This window comes from Streptomyces solitudinis, from assembly GCF_036323765.1.
In the GTDB taxonomy this organism is placed as follows: Bacteria; Actinomycetota; Actinomycetes; order Streptomycetales; family Streptomycetaceae; genus Streptomyces.
In genome coordinates this window covers 130784-147497 of record NZ_JAZDCW010000007.1, presented here as the reverse complement: position 1 = coordinate 147497, position 16714 = coordinate 130784, and the positions used below count along the sequence as shown (strand labels likewise).

12 protein-coding genes and 1 tRNA gene are annotated in these 16714 nt (G+C 72.9%); 6 read left to right on the top strand and 7 right to left on the bottom strand.

Annotated elements, in window-relative coordinates:
- Positions 1–2 precede the first annotated feature (2 nt).
- Positions 3–584, top strand: a complete 582-nt coding sequence (locus V1J52_RS19265; RefSeq protein WP_330141129.1) for a very short patch repair endonuclease — start codon at positions 3–5, stop codon at positions 582–584.
- Here V1J52_RS19265 and V1J52_RS19260 read toward each other — a convergent pair.
- From V1J52_RS19260 to V1J52_RS19245, 4 genes are all read right to left on the bottom strand, one after another.
- Positions 517–2466, bottom strand: coding sequence for a DNA cytosine methyltransferase (locus V1J52_RS19260; protein WP_330141128.1), 1950 nt, complete (start codon positions 2464–2466; stop codon positions 517–519). The genes V1J52_RS19265 and V1J52_RS19260 overlap by 68 nt on opposite strands.
- A gap of 1504 nt (positions 2467–3970) precedes the next feature.
- Positions 3971–4044 (bottom strand) — tRNA-Thr (locus V1J52_RS19255).
- Positions 4045–4080: 36 nt separating this feature from the next.
- Positions 4081–5658, bottom strand: a complete 1578-nt coding sequence (locus tag V1J52_RS19250; protein ID WP_330141127.1) for an alpha/beta hydrolase — start codon at positions 5656–5658, stop codon at positions 4081–4083.
- A 49-nt stretch (positions 5659–5707) separates the two neighbouring features.
- Positions 5708–6934 carry a DNA polymerase III subunit delta' gene (locus tag V1J52_RS19245; protein WP_330141126.1) on the bottom strand — a complete coding sequence of 409 codons (1227 nt, stop codon included), beginning with the start codon at positions 6932–6934 and terminating at the stop codon, positions 5708–5710.
- A gap of 220 nt (positions 6935–7154) precedes the next feature.
- Between V1J52_RS19245 and V1J52_RS19240 the strand changes: the two genes are divergently transcribed.
- Positions 7155–8222: a hypothetical protein gene (locus tag V1J52_RS19240; protein WP_330141125.1), complete on the top strand. Its 1068-nt coding sequence runs from the start codon at positions 7155–7157 to the stop codon at positions 8220–8222.
- Positions 8223–8264: 42 nt separating this feature from the next.
- Here the strand turns inward: V1J52_RS19240 and tmk are convergent, their stop codons facing one another.
- Complete coding sequence (tmk, locus tag V1J52_RS19235; protein WP_330141124.1) at positions 8265–11369, bottom strand: dTMP kinase; 3105 nt, start codon at positions 11367–11369, stop codon at positions 8265–8267.
- Between the two features lie 116 nt (positions 11370–11485).
- Complete coding sequence (gene topA / locus V1J52_RS19230) at positions 11486–14326, bottom strand: type I DNA topoisomerase (protein WP_330141123.1); 2841 nt, start codon at positions 14324–14326, stop codon at positions 11486–11488.
- A gap of 97 nt (positions 14327–14423) precedes the next feature.
- On the opposite strand from topA, the gene V1J52_RS19225 reads away from it, so the two are divergent.
- The 4 genes from V1J52_RS19225 (at position 14424) to V1J52_RS19210 (ending at position 16298) form a co-directional block, all read left to right on the top strand.
- Complete coding sequence (locus tag V1J52_RS19225) at positions 14424–14561, top strand: hypothetical protein (RefSeq protein ID WP_330141122.1); 138 nt, start codon at positions 14424–14426, stop codon at positions 14559–14561.
- A 369-nt stretch (positions 14562–14930) separates the two neighbouring features.
- Entirely contained in the window at positions 14931–15353 is a 423-nt protein-coding gene (locus tag V1J52_RS19220; RefSeq protein ID WP_330141121.1) for a TM2 domain-containing protein, read from the top strand.
- A 3-nt stretch (positions 15354–15356) separates the two neighbouring features.
- Positions 15357–15773, top strand: coding sequence for a DUF2752 domain-containing protein (locus tag V1J52_RS19215; RefSeq protein ID WP_330141120.1), 417 nt, complete (start codon positions 15357–15359; stop codon positions 15771–15773).
- Between the two features lie 279 nt (positions 15774–16052).
- Positions 16053–16298, top strand: a complete 246-nt coding sequence (locus tag V1J52_RS19210) for a TM2 domain-containing protein (protein ID WP_330141119.1) — start codon at positions 16053–16055, stop codon at positions 16296–16298.
- Positions 16299–16443: 145 nt separating this feature from the next.
- On the opposite strand, the gene V1J52_RS19205 is transcribed toward V1J52_RS19210, so the two are convergent.
- Entirely contained in the window at positions 16444–16650 is a 207-nt protein-coding gene (locus tag V1J52_RS19205) for a hypothetical protein (RefSeq protein WP_330141118.1), read from the bottom strand.
- Between the last annotated feature and the right edge of the window lie 64 nt (positions 16651–16714).

The following is a 16714-nucleotide window of genomic DNA, read 5'->3' as shown; positions in this document are numbered from 1 at the left end:
CAATGGAGGTTCCCGGAGCGGAGCATGTCGCCGGGCTGACCGAGGTACTGATCATGGGTGTGGACGGCGGCGGGTCGGGACAACAGTGGATCTCCACCGCCAGAGGCGAGCACCTGCGTGGACGCCGGGCGCGGGACACGAGGCCGGAGATCCTTCTCAGGAAGGTCGTCCACCGGATGGGCCTCAGGTTCCGTCTCCAACAACGGGTGGCCCCCCGGTGCACGGCCGACTTCGTCCTGCCTCGCCACGACGTCGCCGTCTTCGTCGACGGCTGCTTCTGGCACGACTGCCCGGAGCACGGCCCCAGGGAGTTCCGGGGCCCCAATGCCTCCCTCTGGCGGGACAAGATTAATGCCAACAAGGACCGGGACCGGCGGAACACGGAACAGGCCACGGCTGCAGGTTGGACCGTGGTCAGGGTCTGGGAGTGTGAGATCCGTCGGGACGCGGAGGCCGCCGCGAGACGGGTGGCAGAGGCCACCGGCAGGGACACCGCGGATCCACGACAGTCCTCGGCTACTCCGGCGAGGCGGCCAGCGTCAGCAGGTCGTCCGGACGCGCCTTCCGGCGGGGGCAGTACATGAGGAACGGGCAGTCGGAGCAGACGGGCCCGTCTTCCCGGCACAGGTCGGAACCGATGAGCCGGATCGCCCCCATCCGCAGAGGGGCGTCCTTACCCGCACCCACGAGCTTCACCAGGTTGACACGACCCTCGCTGAGCCGGTTCGGGTGATTCGTGTCGAGACCGTTCATCCGGGCTGCGACCCTCAGCGTCCCCTGCCCGACGAGCATGAGGTCCTCGCCAACCAGCAGCAGATATAGGCCCTTCTCGCCCGGCTTCATACCCAGCTTCTCGGGGATGTCGAGCCGCTTCTCCCAACGCCAGGCGTAGGGCTTGTCCACGAGCGGGTTCAGACGGTCGAGGCGGGACCGCGCCGGTGTCGTGGGAGCCACCTCAAGCAGCCTGACAAGCAACGTCGCAGTCAGCGTCTTCGCCCGCCGGACGATGCCCATCAGTTCGGCCATCTCGGCTGGTTTGATCTTCGCGCCGGAGAGTACGGCGACCACTGCGGCATGGAGCGAGACCTGCTCCACGTCCGGCTCGTCCGGGAGCTGGTACCAGTCAGCGCCGTCCCGACGCTGCTTCGCCCACTCCGTAAGAGCACCCCGGACCTCCCGCCAGTGAGGCTGAAGCCCCTCACTCTCACCGGAAGCGCTGTCGACGGGCTTGAGCACCTCGGCTGCAGCCTCACCCAGCAGCGGAGGGACGGCGTTGCCGATCTGCCGGAACGCGTCGCTACGAGTGCCCGCGAACCGGAACCTGTCAGGGAACGTCTGGACGCGCGCGGCCTCCCGCACGGTGAGCGTGCGCAGTTGCTCGGGGTGGATGTACCAGTAGCCGTCCTTGGCGATGTGAGCGGTGATCGTTCGGCTCAGCTGCTGCCAGTCCAGCTTCTTGTACTTGTCCGTGTACTTGTCGGCGGCGTAGCGCTGGTACTTCTTCTCTTCCTCGGTCTTCAGCAGCTTGTGCAGGTCCGAGTACTTGGTCCTCGACTCCATGAGCTCGAAGATCCGGTAGTCGTCCCTCCGAACCCTGCGGGTCATGTGGTCCCACACACGACCGCGGGGAGCACCCGCGCGCATCATCTCCGCGAACGGCGGCAGGTTGCGCGGCTTGCGGTAGGGCATCTCCCGCTCGCCGACCCGCTCGGTGGGCCGAACTACCAGTTCGGGGAGGTCGCCAATGGCGTCACGCAGGGTGGTGTGCTCCGTGTCGGGGTCACGCCAGTCGAACTCGGCGACGTCCCTCCTTGCCAGGAGGATGAGTCGCTTCCGGTGCTGCGGAACGCCGTAGTTCCACGCGTCGACGAGCCGTACCTGCGTCGCGTACCCGAGCTCCTCCAGCTTCTCCTCGATCGTCCGGATCACGAAGAAGTCGTCGTGCAGGCCCATGTCGGGCACGTTCTCCATGAGGACCACGCGGGGCCGGACCCGCGTGACGATGTCCAGGTAGGCGCTCCAGAGTTCCTTTCGACGGTCCTCCGGATCACGCCCGTGGTGCTTGACCAAGTCGCGGATCTTGTTCCGCCCGGCCCGGCTGAAAGGCTGACACGGAGGACCGCCGGCCACGAGATCGATGTTCGCCGAAGCAAGGAGCTCCACGAGCCTGTCGCGCTCGGCGGGGTCACCGAGATCCATGTGCAGACTGAGACCCGGGAAGTTCGCCCGGTGGGTCTCCAACGCACGCTCGTCGAAATCCACCGCCGCCGCGGTAGTCCACCCCGCCCGCTCCACACCGGCACTGAGCCCCCCGGCGCCGGAGAAGAGATCGACTGCGAGCCGCTTGCCCTTACCGAAGCCTTCCAGCCACTCCCGGAACGTCTCCGGGGTGCAGCTGTCGGAGTGCGGGGCCAGCTTGAGGTAGTCACTGCGTTCAAGAGGTACGCCGTAGCCGTTCCCCTTCACAGCACAACCCTCCGTACACACGACATGAACGAGCACCAGGAGAACACAGACCTACTGGTGGAAGCAAGGATTCCGGCACTCCGGACACCGAGATTGATGGAGGCTCCGAAAGCTCTCCAGCTCGGCTTACGTGCCCCCGCAACCTGCAGGTTCGAACCAGTGTTCCATGCTTCTAGGTGATCGATCATAGTCGAGCCCGGCGTGTGATTCCGCACAGTGGGCAGGAGTGATTGGTCACTCGCCCGACTAACGAAGCCAGGACGCAGAAGGCACGTTCGAGGTGCCACGGGAACGCCGAATACTATCGGCCAACATCGCCCTTCGGCCACAAGGATCACGCGCGAACCAGCTGTAAACTCCCGCCAGTTCACCATGACCAGCGGCGTGGCGGCCCAGGTGGCACGAGGAGTGGGGGTGGGTGGACTCCGAGAAGCCAAAGCTGGTTTGCGGCCTCGGGCCCGACGTCCGCGGCGCCCCGCTGATGTACGACGGCAACTACCAGGCCAGCCCGCCTACGACGCCGTCGAGAGGACCTCGGCGGCACGACCGACCCCGGTGCCCCGGGCGGTCCGGGGGACCCGCCCGGTGACGGCTGGTGGCCGACTACGCCGTAGGGAGGGGCGGACTCCATCGAGGTCTCGGACGACAGACACGGCATGTCTCCGGGGACCGTCCGCGGTACCTGGCTAGGATCGCCACGCCGCACTGCCCCCGCTCTCCCCAGAGCGAGGGGCGCGGTCGGCGGGCCTTCGGAGCGAAGGGTGTCGGCCGCTTCTCCGCAGCACGCCTCGCCCAGGTGACCTCCCTGACGACACGCAGGCGCGCTGAGCGCGAGGTCACTGTCAGGGTCGACTGGGGCCTGTTCACCAAGGACGACGACGCCTATCTGGACGTACAGGAGAGGCCGGACTTCGGTGTGTACACCGAGACACCGCCCGGTGGACTGGAGTACCACACTGGTTTCGTCGGTGTCAGTGAAGCTCTGTCACCCCCACTACCGCCTCACCGGCACGATGGACGCCGATCGGCGGGCACGACTCCAACTGTGAACGAGCCACAGTGACGCCGAAAGCCTGGTCGACGAGGGTCTCGTCGGGGGCTCGTCAGGACCCAGGCGCGGCGCGCTGACCCTCGACATTTGCACATGGATTCTGAGAGCGCCACCCTCCGACAGCTCCTCAACATCGACGTGGGTACCCGCAGCATCACCGGGATCCGGCAGCTCACCAGCAGGAACAGCGGCGTTGCCCTCTCCGACTCGGTCCCTCATGGATGCTGTCTTCGGATCAGTGATCAGTACGGTTTGGACACCCGTGGTCAGTAGCCATCTGTTTCCTTAACCTCGGGCTTTCACGAGGTGAGGTGCGCCAGAATCCCAAGTAGTAGGTTTCCGAGCAGCTCCGCTCACGCTGGCAATCTCACGGCACCCTGGTCGTGTGACGCGCCATGCGCCGAGCAACAGAAACCCCAGGTCACGGACAATGTGACCTGGGGTTCCAGGGAGAGCCGCCTAAGGGAATCGAACCCTTGACCTACGCATTACGAGTGCGTCGCTCTGGCCGACTGAGCTAAGGCGGCGTTACTGCGGTGCAGCGCGGACCAGTCTACACGGGTTCATGAGCACTTCTTGCCGGGGTCGGGGGTCTCCCCGGTGAGGAGGTAGGTGGTGACGGTGTCGTCCACACAGGGGACGCCCTGGGCGTAGATCGTGTGGCCGTCGCCCTCGTACGTGAGCAGGGTGGCCGAGGCGAGCTGGTCGGCCAGACCCTCCGCCCAGACGTAGGGGGTGGCCGGGTCGCGGGTGGTGCCGATGACCAGGATCGGGTCGGCGCCCTCGGCCTCGATGCGGTGGGCCTGACCGGTGGGTTCGACGGGCCAGTCGCTGCACACCAGGGCGGAGTAGGCGAAGTTGGCGCCGAAGACCGGGGACGCCTCCTCGAAGGACGGGAGCGCCTTCTCGACCTCCGCGGGGGTGGCGAAGGGCGCGGGCTGGTCGACGCAGTTGACCGCGGCGAAGGCGAACATGATGTTGCCGTAGGAGCCGTCGGGGTCGCGTTCGTAGTAGGAGTCGGAGAGGGCGAGGAGGCCGGCGCCGTCACCGTCGAAGGCGTCCGCGAGGGCCTGGCGGAGCACCGGCCAGTACGCCTCGTTGTACATCGCCGCGATGACGCCGGTGGTGGCCAGGGACTCGGTCAGCTCGCGGTCCGAGCCCGTCTCCAGCGGCTCCCGGTCGGTCTCGGTGAGGAAGGCGTGGAGCCGGTCGGCGGCGTCCTCGGCGCTCTCGCGGCCCAGCGGGCAGGAGGTGCTCGCCACGCAGTCCTCGGCGAAGGCGTTGAACGCCGTGTCGAAACCGGCCGTCTGCTCGCGGTTGACGCGCTCGGCGGTCAGGGACGGGTCCACCGCGCCGTCCAGGACCAGGCGGCCCGAGCGGGACGGGAAGAGGCCCGCGTAGGTGGCGCCCAGCTGGGTGCCGTAGGAGAAGCCGACGTAGGTGAGCTTCTCGTCGCCCAGCACCTCGCGCAGGACGTCCATGTCGCGGGCGGCCTCGACGGTGGAGACGTGGCCGAGCAGCTCGCCCGCGTCCTGCGCGCAGCCCTCGGCGAACTCCGCGTTGGCGGCCTGGAGCGCGTCCGCCTCGGCCGTGTCGTCCGGGGTCACGTCCACCTGGGTGTGGGCGTCCATTTCGGGACCGGTCAGGCACTCGACCGGTTCGCTGCGGGCGACGCCGCGCGGGTCCATGCCGACGATGTCGTACCGCTCGCGTACCTCGGCGGGGAAGCTCCTGCCGCCCATCTGCACGTACTCGACGGCGGAGGCGCCCGGCCCGCCCGGGTTGACCATGAGCGAGCCCCGCGCCTCGCCCTCGGCCGCCATGCGGACGACGGCCAGCCGGAGGTCGTCGGCGGCGCCGGGCTCGGCGTAGTCGAGGGGGACGGTGAGGGTGGCGCACTGGAAGCCGGGGGCGCCGCAGTCGCGCCAGCTCAGCCGCTGGTCGTAGTACGGGCGCAGGGCGCCCGGGACCTCCTCGGGGAGCGGGTCGAGGACGCGGTCCACGCCCGCCTCCCGCTCGGCTGCCGACGAGCCGGAGGTGTCGGAGGCGCTGTTCCCCTCCTGGCCGGTGCAGCCCGCCAGGAACAGTGCCGCCGCCGCGAGAGACGTGCCGGAGGTGCGCAGCAGCCGGCTGGTTTCCATCGTCACCTCGTCGCGTGGGATGCCGTTTCCGCGAGCGTATACCGCCGGGTCAGCCGGAGCGGAGAGCCAGCGTCATGGCCTCCACGGCGAGCAGCGGCGCGACGTTGCGGTCCAGCGCCTCGCGGCAGCGCAGGACGGCGTCCATGCGGCGCAGCGTGTTCTCGGGCCGGGAGGTGTCGGCGATCCGGGTGACGCCCTCCTGCGCGGACAGTCCCTGGTCGGGGACGGCGGCGGGCGGGGCGGCGCCGAGCTGGCGGGCCAGCACGTCGCGGTAGAAGCCGGCCAGTTCGGTGAGGGCGAGGTCGAGCGAATCGCGCTGGGTGCGCGTGGAGCGGCGCTTCTGCCGGTCCTCCAGCTCCTTCATCGCTCCGGCCGTGCCGCGCGGCATCCGCTTGCCCTCGGAGCCGCCGAGCGCGGTGCGCAGCTCGTCCGTCTCGCGGGAGTCCAGCTCCTCGGCGACCTGCTTGGCGTCCTCGGTCGCCGCGTCGATCAGCTCCTGCGCGGCGCTCAGGCAGCCGCCGACGGTCTCCACCCGCAGCGGGAGCCGGAGCACGGCGGCGCGGCGGGCCCGCGCCCGTTCGTCGGTGGCGAGCCGCCGGGCGCGGCCGATGTGGCCGCCGGTGGCCTGGGCGCAGGCGTGCGCGAGGGCGGGTTCGACGCCGTCGCGCCGCATGAGGACGTCCGCGACGGCCTCGGCGGGCGGGGTGCGCAGGCCCAGGTGGCGGCAGCGGGAGCGGATGGTGGGCAGCACGTCCTCCGTGGACGGCGCGCACAGCAGCCACACGGTGCGCGGCGCGGGCTCCTCCACGGCCTTGAGCAGCACGTTGCCCGCGCCTTCGGTGAGCCGGTCGGCGTCCTCCAGGACGATCACCTGCCAGCGGCCTCCGGCCGGTGAGAGCTGGGCGCGGCGCACCAGGTCGCGCGTCTCCTTGACGCCGATGGTGAGCAGCTCGGTGCGGATGACGTCCACGTCGGCGTGGGTGCCGACGAGCGCGGTGTGGCAGCCGTCGCAGAAGCCGCAGCCGGGCGGGCCGCCGAGCGCGCGGTCCGGGCTGACGCACTGGAGGGCGGCGGCGAAGGCGCGCGCGGCGGTGGAGCGGCCGGAGCCGGGCGGGCCGGTGAACAGCCAGGCGTGCGTCATCGAGGAGCCGGAGACCAGGCCGGAGGCGTCCCGTCCCGCCTCGACGGCGGTGACGTAGGCGTCGGCGTCCCGGGCGGCGGCGGTGAGCTGCGCCGCCACCCGTTCCTGCCCGACGAGGTCGTCCCATACCGCCATGGCTGCCGTTCCGCCCTTCCCGCCGCTGCCCGTGCCGGGGCTGTGTGTGCCGCCTGCCGGTGGCCCGTCCGGTCCATTGTCGGGGATGGCACCGACAGGTCGGTGCTGCGGCGGACGGGTGAAATGCGGTCGCGTCGGGGCGACGGAAGCGGCGGAGCGGCGTTTGTCATATGGCATGGTCGCCGTGCAGCCGCCGACCCGGCCCACGAAGGGGGCGTCCATGCTTTTCCGGACCGCTCGCATGGCACCGGCCGCCGTCATGGTCGGGCTGCTCGCCGTCTGGGCCGCGGGGGCGGCCCAGACGGCGACGGGATCGACCCCGGCGGTGCCCGGGGAAGCGGCCCCCGGGGACGGCGCGCGGAACGGGAACGGCCTGCGCAACGGGGACGGTGCGCGGCACAGGGACGGCCTGCGGGACGGGGCCGCCGAGGCGACCGGGCTCAGCGTGCGGCTGGGCGACGGGACGGACCTGCGGGCCGCGGAAGCCGTGCATCCGCGCGCGCCCGAGCGGCGGGAGGAATCCGTCCGGCTCGGGGAGCGGGGCTCCGCGCGGGAGGTGACCGCCACGGCGGACGTCGGCGCGGCGGGGAACGCGCGGGCGGACGCGGCCCTCGGCGCGCTGGAACTGGACTTCGGCGGTGCCGTCCTGCGCACCGGCGCGGTGACGGCGTCCTGCACCGCCGCCCGCGGGGAACCGCCCGCCGGGCAGGCCGGGGTGACGGGCGGAACCGTCACCGTGGCGGGCCTGCCCCCGGTGGAGCTGCCCGGTGACGCGGCGCCGGGCACGGTGGTGGCGCTGCCCGCCGAACTGGGCCGCGTCGTGCTGAACGAACGGGAGCGGGACGGCTACGGCTCCCTCACCGTGACGGCCCTCCGGCTGGAGCCGTCCACCCGCGCGGACGGACGGGCGGCGGACCGGCACGGAACCGGGGTGGCCGCCGCCCGCGTGCGGTGTGCGGCGGCGCCGCCCGAACCGGCCCGGATCGCCGTCGCGGCGGCCGGACCCGGGGGTGAGCCGGTCGGCGGCGCCGCGTTCGAAGCCGTCCGCGCGCAGGACGGCCTCCTGGAGACGGACTGCGTCACGGACGACGACGGCCGGTGCGAGCTGTTCGAGCTGGACGCCGGGCCGCACGACGTGTGCGTCGTCACCGTGCCGCCCCCGTGGACGCCGCCCGGGCAGCGGTGCCGGACCGTGACGGCGGTGGCGGGCAGCACCGTGGACGCGGGCCCGTTCCCGCTAGGACGCCGGGTGCCCGGCCGGACCGGGGCCGGCGCCCGGACCGGGTGACCGGCTCCGCGCGCCCGGGGGCCCGCCGCTCCGGACGCGGCCTCAGCGCCGGCCCTCGCCCTCGTCCGGCTCCTCCCGGGGGCCGAGCAGTTCATCGGCGAGGGTGGGGAGGTCGTCCATCGGCGTCTCCTCCGCCCAGGCGGGACGGCGCCGGGTGCGGCCCTCGCCGTCCACCCGCGGCATCTCGCGCGTGCGCTCGTCGGCGTCGGCCTTCTCCATCGGCACCTTGGGCAGCACCGCCGTCTCGTCCGCGTCCCTCTCCCCCGGCGACGCGCCCTTCGCAGCAGACGCGCCCTTCGCAGCCCCAGTGCCCTTCGCGGACGGGCCGGACGCCTTCGACCCGGACGCCCCCGGCCCCGACGCCTCCGGCCGGACGGGCGGTACGGGCGGCGTGGCCGGGACGGGCGGCGCAGGCGGCGTGGCCGGGACGGGCGGGACCTGCGGCACCTGGACGGTGTCCTCCTCGCCCGGCTGCTCCGCGGCACCGGCGTCCGCGGCACCCTCCTCGGCGGCGGACGCCGCCTGCGCTCGGGCGGCTGCCGCGGCACGGGCCTGCTCGGCGCGGAGCAGCGACTCCTCCGCCTTGCGCTGCTTCTCCGCCCGGCGGGCCGCGGCCTCGGCGCGCAGCCTGGTCTCCTCCTCGTGCTGGCGGCGCAGCCGCTCCTGCTCCTCCCGGCGGGCCTTCTCCTCCGCCTCCCGGCGCAGCCGCTCCTCCTCCGCCTGGCGCCGCAGCTCCTCGGCGCGGCGGCGGGCCTCCTCCGCCAGCCGGGCCTCAGCCGCGCGGCGGGCCTCCTCGGCCTCCTGACGGCGGCGCTCCTGCTCCCGGGCCTCCTCCTCGGCCCGCTCCCGGGCCAGGGCCTCCTGGCGTTCGCGCTCCAGCCGCTCCTCCTCGGCCTTGCGGCGCTCCTCCTCCGCCTTCCGCGCGGCCTCCTCCGCCTCGCGCCGCTTGCGCTCCTCCTCGGCCTTGCGGCGGGCCTCCTCGCGGGCCTGGATCTCCTGCTCGGACAGCGGCAGCACCTGGTCGAGCCGGTGCCGCACGACGGAGGTGACGGACTCCGGTTCCTGGCCCGCGTCCACGACGAGGTAGCGGGCCGGGTCGGCGGCGGCGAGCGCGAGGAACCCGGTGCGCACCCGCTGGTGGAACTCCGAGGACTCCGACTCCAGCCGGTCCGGGGCCTCGGTGAAGCGTTCGCGGGCCGTCTGCGGGGAGATGTCGAGCAGGACCGTCAGGTGCGGGACGAGTCCGTCGGTGGCCCAGCGGGAGATGCGGGCGATCTCGGTGGAGGACAGGTCTCGGCCGGCGCCCTGGTAGGCGACGGAGGAGTCCACGTACCGGTCGGTGATGACGACCGCGCCGCGCTCCAGCGCCGGACGGACCACCGTCTCGACGTGCTCGGCCCGGTCGGCGGCGTACAGCAGCGCCTCGGCGCGGTCGGACAGGCCCGCCGAGGAGACGTCCAGCACGATCGAGCGCAGCCGCTTGCCCAGCGGTGTGGCGCCCGGCTCGCGGGTGACGACGACCTCGTGCCCCTTGCCCCGGATCCAGTCCGCCAGCGCCTCCACCTGGGTGGACTTGCCCGCGCCGTCCCCGCCCTCCAGGGCGATGAAGAACCCGGTGGCGGCGGGGGCCGTGCCGGGCGCGCCGCCGCGCGTGGCGTCGAGCAGGTCCCGGCGCAGCGGCACGCCCCGCCGGTCGTCGACCCGGCCGAGCACCAGCGCCGCGACCGGCAGCAGCAGCGCGCCGAGCAGCATCAGGACGAACGCCGCCCCGCCGTGCGCGAAGGCGAACTTGCCGTTGACCACCCGCTGGTCCCCGATGAGCGCGGCCAGCGCCGGTGCGACGACGGCGGCCAGCGCGACGGTGAGCCGGACGACGGCGGCGAGGTGGCCGGTCATCCGGGCGCGGCGCCCGTCCTCGGTCTCCTGGTCGATCAGGGTGTGGGCGGTGCGTGCGGCGACGCCCACCGAGAGGCCGGTCAGCAGGGCGAGGGCCAGCACGGTGGCGGTATCCGCGACCAGGCCCGTCAGCAGCAGGCACACACCCGTGGCGGTGACGGCCAGCGCCAGCGCACGCCGCCGAGGCAGGGCGGGCAGCACGTGCGGCGCCCAGCGGATGCCGCCCGCCGTGCCACCGGTGAGGCCGAGGACGAGCAGCGCGTACGTGGCCGGGCCGCCGCCCACGTCCAGCGCGTGCAGCACGGACACGGCCACGGCACCGGCGACGGCCCCCGCGACGGCGGCGGCGGCGATGACGAGCAGCGGGACGGCGCCGGTGCGGCCGGTGTCGGGGCCCGTCGCCGTGCGGGGGCGGCGCAGGCCCTCCAGCGGCGAACGGGGCCGCGGCGTCCGCGTGCCGGGCAGCCGGAGCAGGACCAGCAGGGAGACGGAGGCCGCGAACAGCCCGGCGGCGACGTAGGAGGCCAGGGCCGCCTGGTGCTGGCCGAACCAGTCGATGCCGGTGCCCAGCAGGTTGCTGACCAGCGTGACGGCGAGGAGCACGGCGGCCGCGGCGGGGAAGGCCAGGAAGCTGCCGCGCACCCACAGGCGGCGCAGCGCCTCGTGCTGGTCCGGCAGCGGCCGCACAGCGGCGCCCTCGGGCGGCGGCGCGGGCAGCAGAGATGGGGCCGCGCTCTCCTTGGCGACCGCCCACAGCCGCTCGGCGACGCCGGTGAGGAAGACGGTGACCAGCAGGAACACGGACGCGTCGGACGGCGTCCAGGTGATCCACAGCGGGGCGACGATGAGGAGCGCGGCCCGGACGCCGTCGGCTCCGATCATCGTCCAGCGGCGGTCCAGGACGCTGCCCGGACTGAGCAGGGACGACACCGGGCCGAGCAGTACCGCGCCGCACAGCAGCGTGGCGAGCAGCCGGGTGGCGAGGACGGCGGTGACGGCGAGGGCGACCCCGCGGTAGCCGCCGCCGAAGAGGCCGCCCCCCGTGAGGGCCGTGCCGATGGCGGCCTCGACGGTGAGCACCGTCAGCACGAGCAGGGCCAGGGCGTCCCCGATGCCGCTGACGTAGTGGGCACCCCACAGCCGCCGCAGCGGCGCGTACCGCACCAGGGCCCGCACCGCCCGCTCGCGGGAGTCCGCGGCCAGCGCTTCGGAGGCGGAGTGACCGGCCGTTGGCTGCTCTGCTCGCGTCATACCGGCAGCGTATCCACAAGGTCCGGCACCATGTCTCCGGACCCGAACAAAGGCCCGGCACCCGGCGGACCGTGCGATCCGCAAGGCGCCGGGCGGCTGCTCGCGGCCCCCGTCGGCTACTCGGCCGACGCCGTCTTCCCCGCCGCCGTCTTCTTGGCGGGAGCCTTCTTGGCCGTGGTCTTCTTGGCCGTGGTCGTCTTCGCCGCCGTCTTCTTCGCGGCGGCCTTCTTCGCCGGGGCCTTCTTCGCCGGGGCCTTCTTGGCCGCCGTCTTCTTGGCGGTCTTCTTCGCCGGCCCCTTGGCCCGCTTGTCGGCCAGCAGCTCGAAGGCGCGCTCCGGCGTGATCGTCTCGACGTCGTCGTCCCGGCGCAGCGTCGCGTTCGTCTCGCCGTCGGTGACGTACGGGCCGAACCGGCCGTCCTTGACCACCACCGGGCGGTCGTTCGACGGGTCGTTGCCCAGCTCCTTCAGCGGCGGCTTGGCCGCGGCCCGGCCCCGCTGCTTGGGCTGGGCGTAGATCGCGAGCGCCTGCTCCAGCGTGATCGTGAAGAGCTGCTCCTCGCTCTCCAGCGAGCGCGAGTCGGTGCCCTTCTTCAGGTACGGCCCGTAGCGGCCGTTCTGCGCGGTGATCTCCTGCTCGCTGTCCGGGTCGACGCCGACCACGCGGGGCAGGGACAGCAGCCGCAGCGCGTCCTCCAGCGTCACCGTGTCCAGCGACATCGACTGGAACAGCGACGCCGTGCGCGGCTTCACCGCGTTCTTGCCGGTCTTCGGCGTGCCCTCGGGCAGCACCTCGGTGACGTAGGGCCCGTAGCGGCCGTCCTTGGCGACGATCGCGTGGCCGCTCACCGGATCGGTGCCCAGCTCCCGCTCGCCGCTCGGCTTGGCCAGCAGCTCCTCGGCCAGCTCGACGCTCAGCTCGTCCGGCGGCAGCTCGTCGGGGACGTCGGCGCGCTGGCCCGTCTCACCTTCCGGGCCCGGCTTCTCGACGTACGGCCCGTAGCGGCCGACGCGCAGCACGATGCCCTCGCCGACGGGGAACGAGGAGACGCCCTTGGCGTCGATCGCGCCCAGGTCGGAGACGAGTTCCTTCAGGCCGCCCAGGTGGTCGCCGTCGCCGTTGCCCGCGTCGGCGGCTCCGCCCGCGGGCACCTCGCCCTCGCCGAAGTAGAAGCGGCGCAGCCACGGCACGGACTCGGCGTCCCCCCGCGCGATGCGGTCGAGGTCGTCCTCCATCTGGGCGGTGAAGTCGTAGTCGACCAGCCGTCCGAAGTGCTTCTCCAGCAGCCCCACGACCGCGAAGGAGAGGAAGGACGGCACCAGGGCCGTGCCCTTCTTGAACACGTACCGCCGGTCCAGGATGGTCGAGATGATCGACGCGTACGTGGACGGGCGGCCGATCTCGCGCTCCTCCAGCTCCTTGACGAGCGTCGCCTCGGTGTAGCGGGCGGGCGGCTTGGTGGAGTGGCCGTCGGCGGTGATCTCCGTGGCGCTCAGCGCGTCGCCCTCGGCGACCTGCGGCAGCCGGCGCTCGCGGTCGTCCAGCTCGGCGTTCGGGTCGTCGGCGCCCTCGACGTACGCCTTGAGGAAGCCGTGGAAGCTGATGATCTTGCCGGAGGCGGAGAACTCGGCGTCCCGCCCGTCCGCCGACCGTCCGGCCACCTTGACGGTGACGGACTGGCCGGTCGCGTCCTTCATCTGGGAGGCGACCGTCCGCTTCCAGATCAGCTCGTACAGCTTGAACTGCTCGCCCCGCAGACCCGTCTCGGCGGGGGTGCGGAAGCGGTCCCCGGAGGGGCGGATCGCCTCGTGCGCCTCCTGCGCGTTCTTGACCTTCCCGGCGTACGAGCGCGGCGCGTCGGGCAGGTACTCGGCGCCGTACAGCTGGGTGACCTGGGCGCGGGCGGCACCGACCGCCGTCTCGGAGAGCGTGGTGGAGTCGGTGCGCATGTAGGTGATGAAGCCGTTCTCGTACAGCTTCTGCGCCACCTGCATCGTCACCTTCGCGCCCATGCCGAGCTTGCGGGACGCCTCCTGCTGGAGCGTCGTGGTGCGGAAGGGGGCGTACGGCGAGCGGCGGTACGGCTTGGACTCCACCGAGCGGACGGCGAACCGCGTCTCGGCGAGGGCCGCGGCCAGCGCCCGCGCGTTCTCCTCGTCCAGGTGCAGTACCTGGTCGGCGCGCTTGAGCTGCCCGTCGCTGCCGAAGTCGCGGCCCTGCGCGATGCGGCGGCCGTCCACGGCGGACAACCGGGCCGTGAGCGTGCCCGGGTCGGAGGCGTCACCGGCGCGCCCGGTGGCGAAGACACCGGTGAGGTCCCAGTACGCGGCGGTCCGGAACGCCATCCGCTCGCGCTCCCGCTCGACGACGAGCCGGGTCGCCACCGACTGCACGCGGCCCGCCGACAGCCGCGGCATGACCTTCTTCCACAGCACCGGGGAGACCTCGTAGCCGTACAGCCGGTCGAGGATGCGGCGCGTCTCCTGCGCGTCGACCAGCTTCTGGTCCAGGTCGCGGGTGTTGTTGACGGCGGCCCGGATCGCGTCCTTGGTGATCTCGTTGAAGACCATCCGGCGGACGGGCACCTTGGGCTTGAGCACCTGCTGGAGGTGCCAGGCGATGGCCTCGCCCTCGCGGTCCTCATCCGTGGCGAGGTACAGCTCGTCGGACTCGGCCAGCAGCTCCTTGAGCTTCCTGACCTGGTCCTTCTTGTCGCTGTTGACCACGTAGAGGGGCTCGAAGTCGTGGTCGACGTTCACGCCGAGACGGGCCCAGGGCTCGCCCTTGTACTTGGCCGGCACCTCGGCGGCGCCGTTCGGCAGGTCGCGGATGTGCCCGACGCTCGCCTCGACGACGTAGCCAGGGCCGAGATAGCCCTTGATCGTCTTCGCCTTGGCGGGCGACTCGACGATCACGAGTCGACGCCCGCCGGATGCGGTATCGCTGGTCGGGGACAACTTCTCGCTCTTCTCTCCGGTCGGCGGTCAGCGGTTCGCTGCGCGGTCTCATGCCGTCCCTGCGCGGTCCGGCCTGGTCTGACGTTGGTGGTGCGGCGTGGTCGTACGGCTCGTGGTGCGGCCCGGCCGGTACGGCCCGGTCGTGCGGTGCTGCGGTGCCTCCTCGCGGCTGCGGGAGGAGCGGCACGTGCCAGCCGCACACCCGTCCGGCGCGGCGTACGGGGCGCTGCGCTGATGGGTCGGAGTGTGACGGTACCTCCCGCTCTCCTGTCAAACGGGAAAAGACCGCAACGCCACTCGAACGGTAACCCGACTTGTCACCTTGTCGCCGCTCGGCGCCGAAGACGGCCGTGGGAGACGGGCCCCGTCCCGGCCGCCGACCTGGACCGACACTACCCAGAATGCCCGCAAGCGGGACGCGGCGAACCGCACCGCACCCGGTTCGCGCCGCACCGCGCCCCGCCCGCCCCGGGCCCGGTGCGCGGCCCGCACCGGCCGGTGCGGGACCGGCGGCCCGGCGGCCGCCGTTCCTGCCGACCGTGCCCTGCTGGCAGTATGGCCGCGTCATTCGCCGTCCCCAAACGCACACCTCGGGGGAAAGAACGTGTCAGACCCGCAGCAGAATCCGTACGGCCAGCCGCAGGAGAACCCGTACGGCCAGCCCGGCCAGCCCGGTCCCTACGGCCAGCCCGGTCAGGCGGGCCAGCCCGCTTACGGCTACCCGCAGGCCCCGCCGCCGCCCCCCGGCGCCGTCCCGCCGGGCGCCTACACGGGTGACCCGAACGCGCCCTACGGCTACGACCCCTACGGCCGCCCCTACTCGGACAAGTCCAAGGTCGTCGCGGGCGTGCTCCAGCTCCTCATCGGCAGCCTGGGCATCGGCCGGTTCTACACCGGGCACACCGGCATGGCCATCGCACAGCTCCTCACCTGCGGCGGCCTGGGCATCTGGGCCCTGATCGACGGCATCCTCATCCTGACCAAGGACGACGCGACCGACGCCCAGGGCCGCATCCTGCGCAGCTGACCCGTGGTGACGCTCCGGACCCGCCGCACCCGCCGGCTCCCTCCGGCCGTGGCGCCGCTGGCCGCACTCGCGGCCGGCGGCGCGGGGGCGGTGTACCTCTACGGCACGGACCCGCACGACCCGGGGCAGCTCCTGCCGCGCTGCCCCGTCAACTGGCTGACCGGCCTCGACTGTCCGGGCTGCGGCGGCACTCGGATGGCGTACGACCTGCTGCACGGCGACCTCGCCGCCGCCTTCGCGGACAACGCCGCCCTGCTCACCCTCGGCGTCCCGGCCGCCGCCTACCTCGGCGGCCGCTGGCTGCTCGAAGGGCTGCGCGGCCGGCGGTACCGGCCCGCCCTCGGCACCCGGGCGACGATCGCCGTGGTGGCCCTCGCGGTGGCGTGGACGGTGCTCCGCAACGTCACGGGTCAGCCGTAGCCCCGCGCCACCGCGGCTGCCCGCACACCGCCGTGAGCGGTGCCCGCTCCGGGCCGCCCCAGCACAGCGGTGACCGCGGCGGCTTGGCCGGATTCGCTCGTTCCTGACCGGTCTGCGCGTCCATTTTCGGTCACGCTTTTGTCACGGACCTGTCCAGTGCACAACCGCGCCGGACGGAGGCGAGTCGTCATGATCGCCGCCGCGCCGTACGTCCCCGCGCGGCGGCGGACCCGGCTCCCTGCCGCGTCCGCTCAGGTCCGTTCAGAAGGAGCACCACAGATGGCGTTCACCGGCACCGCCCCCAACGGCCAGCCCTACTCCGACAAGTCCAAGGTCACCGCGGGCATCCTCCAGATCCTGCTGGGCGGCCTCGGCATCGGCCGGTTCTACACCGGGCACACCGGCATGGCCATCGCACAGCTCCTCACCTGCGGCGGCCTGGGCGTCTGGGCCCTGATCGACGGCATCCTCTTCCTGACCAGCAACGACCGCACGGACGCCCAGGGCCGCGTCCTCAAGGGCTGAGACAGGGCTTGACCAGGGCCGCGGGCCGGGCAGGACCAGGAGACGGCTGACACCGCTCCCGGAACACCGGCACCGGCCCGCACCGGCCGGCCGGTGGCCCGGCGCTCCCCCGGCGTGTCCGCGGAAGCGCCGGGCCACCGGCGTCTCACAGGTTCGCCAGCAGCCACACCCCGGTGCCGAGGAACGCCAGCGAGACGAGCAGGGCCAGCAGGGCGGCGGCGGGCTGGGTGACGGGCAGGGGCCCGGCCACGACCGGACGGCCGTGGCGGGCGCGGGCGGCCGTCCACAGCAGCAGGGCGGCGCCGAACAGGCCGCAGACGGCTCCGGCGAAGGCCGCGGGTGCACTCTCCATGGCGGCGAAGCGTGGCAGCACCCGGCTGCCGGGATTCGAACACCCGGTGAACGGCCGACGGCCG

Bases quoted from the DNA above. Each gene is read 5' to 3' on its own strand.
- V1J52_RS19265 (WP_330141129.1), top strand. From the start codon at position 3: ATGGAGGTTCCCGGAGCGGAGCATGTCGCCGGGCTGACCGAGGTACTG.
- V1J52_RS19250 (WP_330141127.1), bottom strand. From the start codon at position 5,658: ATGGAAACCAGCCGGCTGCTGCGCACCTCCGGCACGTCTCTCGCGGCG.
- V1J52_RS19245 (WP_330141126.1), bottom strand. From the start codon at position 6,934: ATGGCGGTATGGGACGACCTCGTCGGGCAGGAACGGGTGGCGGCGCAG.
- V1J52_RS19240 (WP_330141125.1), top strand. From the start codon at position 7,155: ATGCTTTTCCGGACCGCTCGCATGGCACCGGCCGCCGTCATGGTCGGG.
- tmk (WP_330141124.1), bottom strand. From the start codon at position 11,369: ATGACGCGAGCAGAGCAGCCAACGGCCGGTCACTCCGCCTCCGAAGCG.
- V1J52_RS19210 (WP_330141119.1), top strand. From the start codon at position 16,053: ATGGCGTTCACCGGCACCGCCCCCAACGGCCAGCCCTACTCCGACAAG.
- V1J52_RS19205 (WP_330141118.1), bottom strand. From the start codon at position 16,650: ATGGAGAGTGCACCCGCGGCCTTCGCCGGAGCCGTCTGCGGCCTGTTC.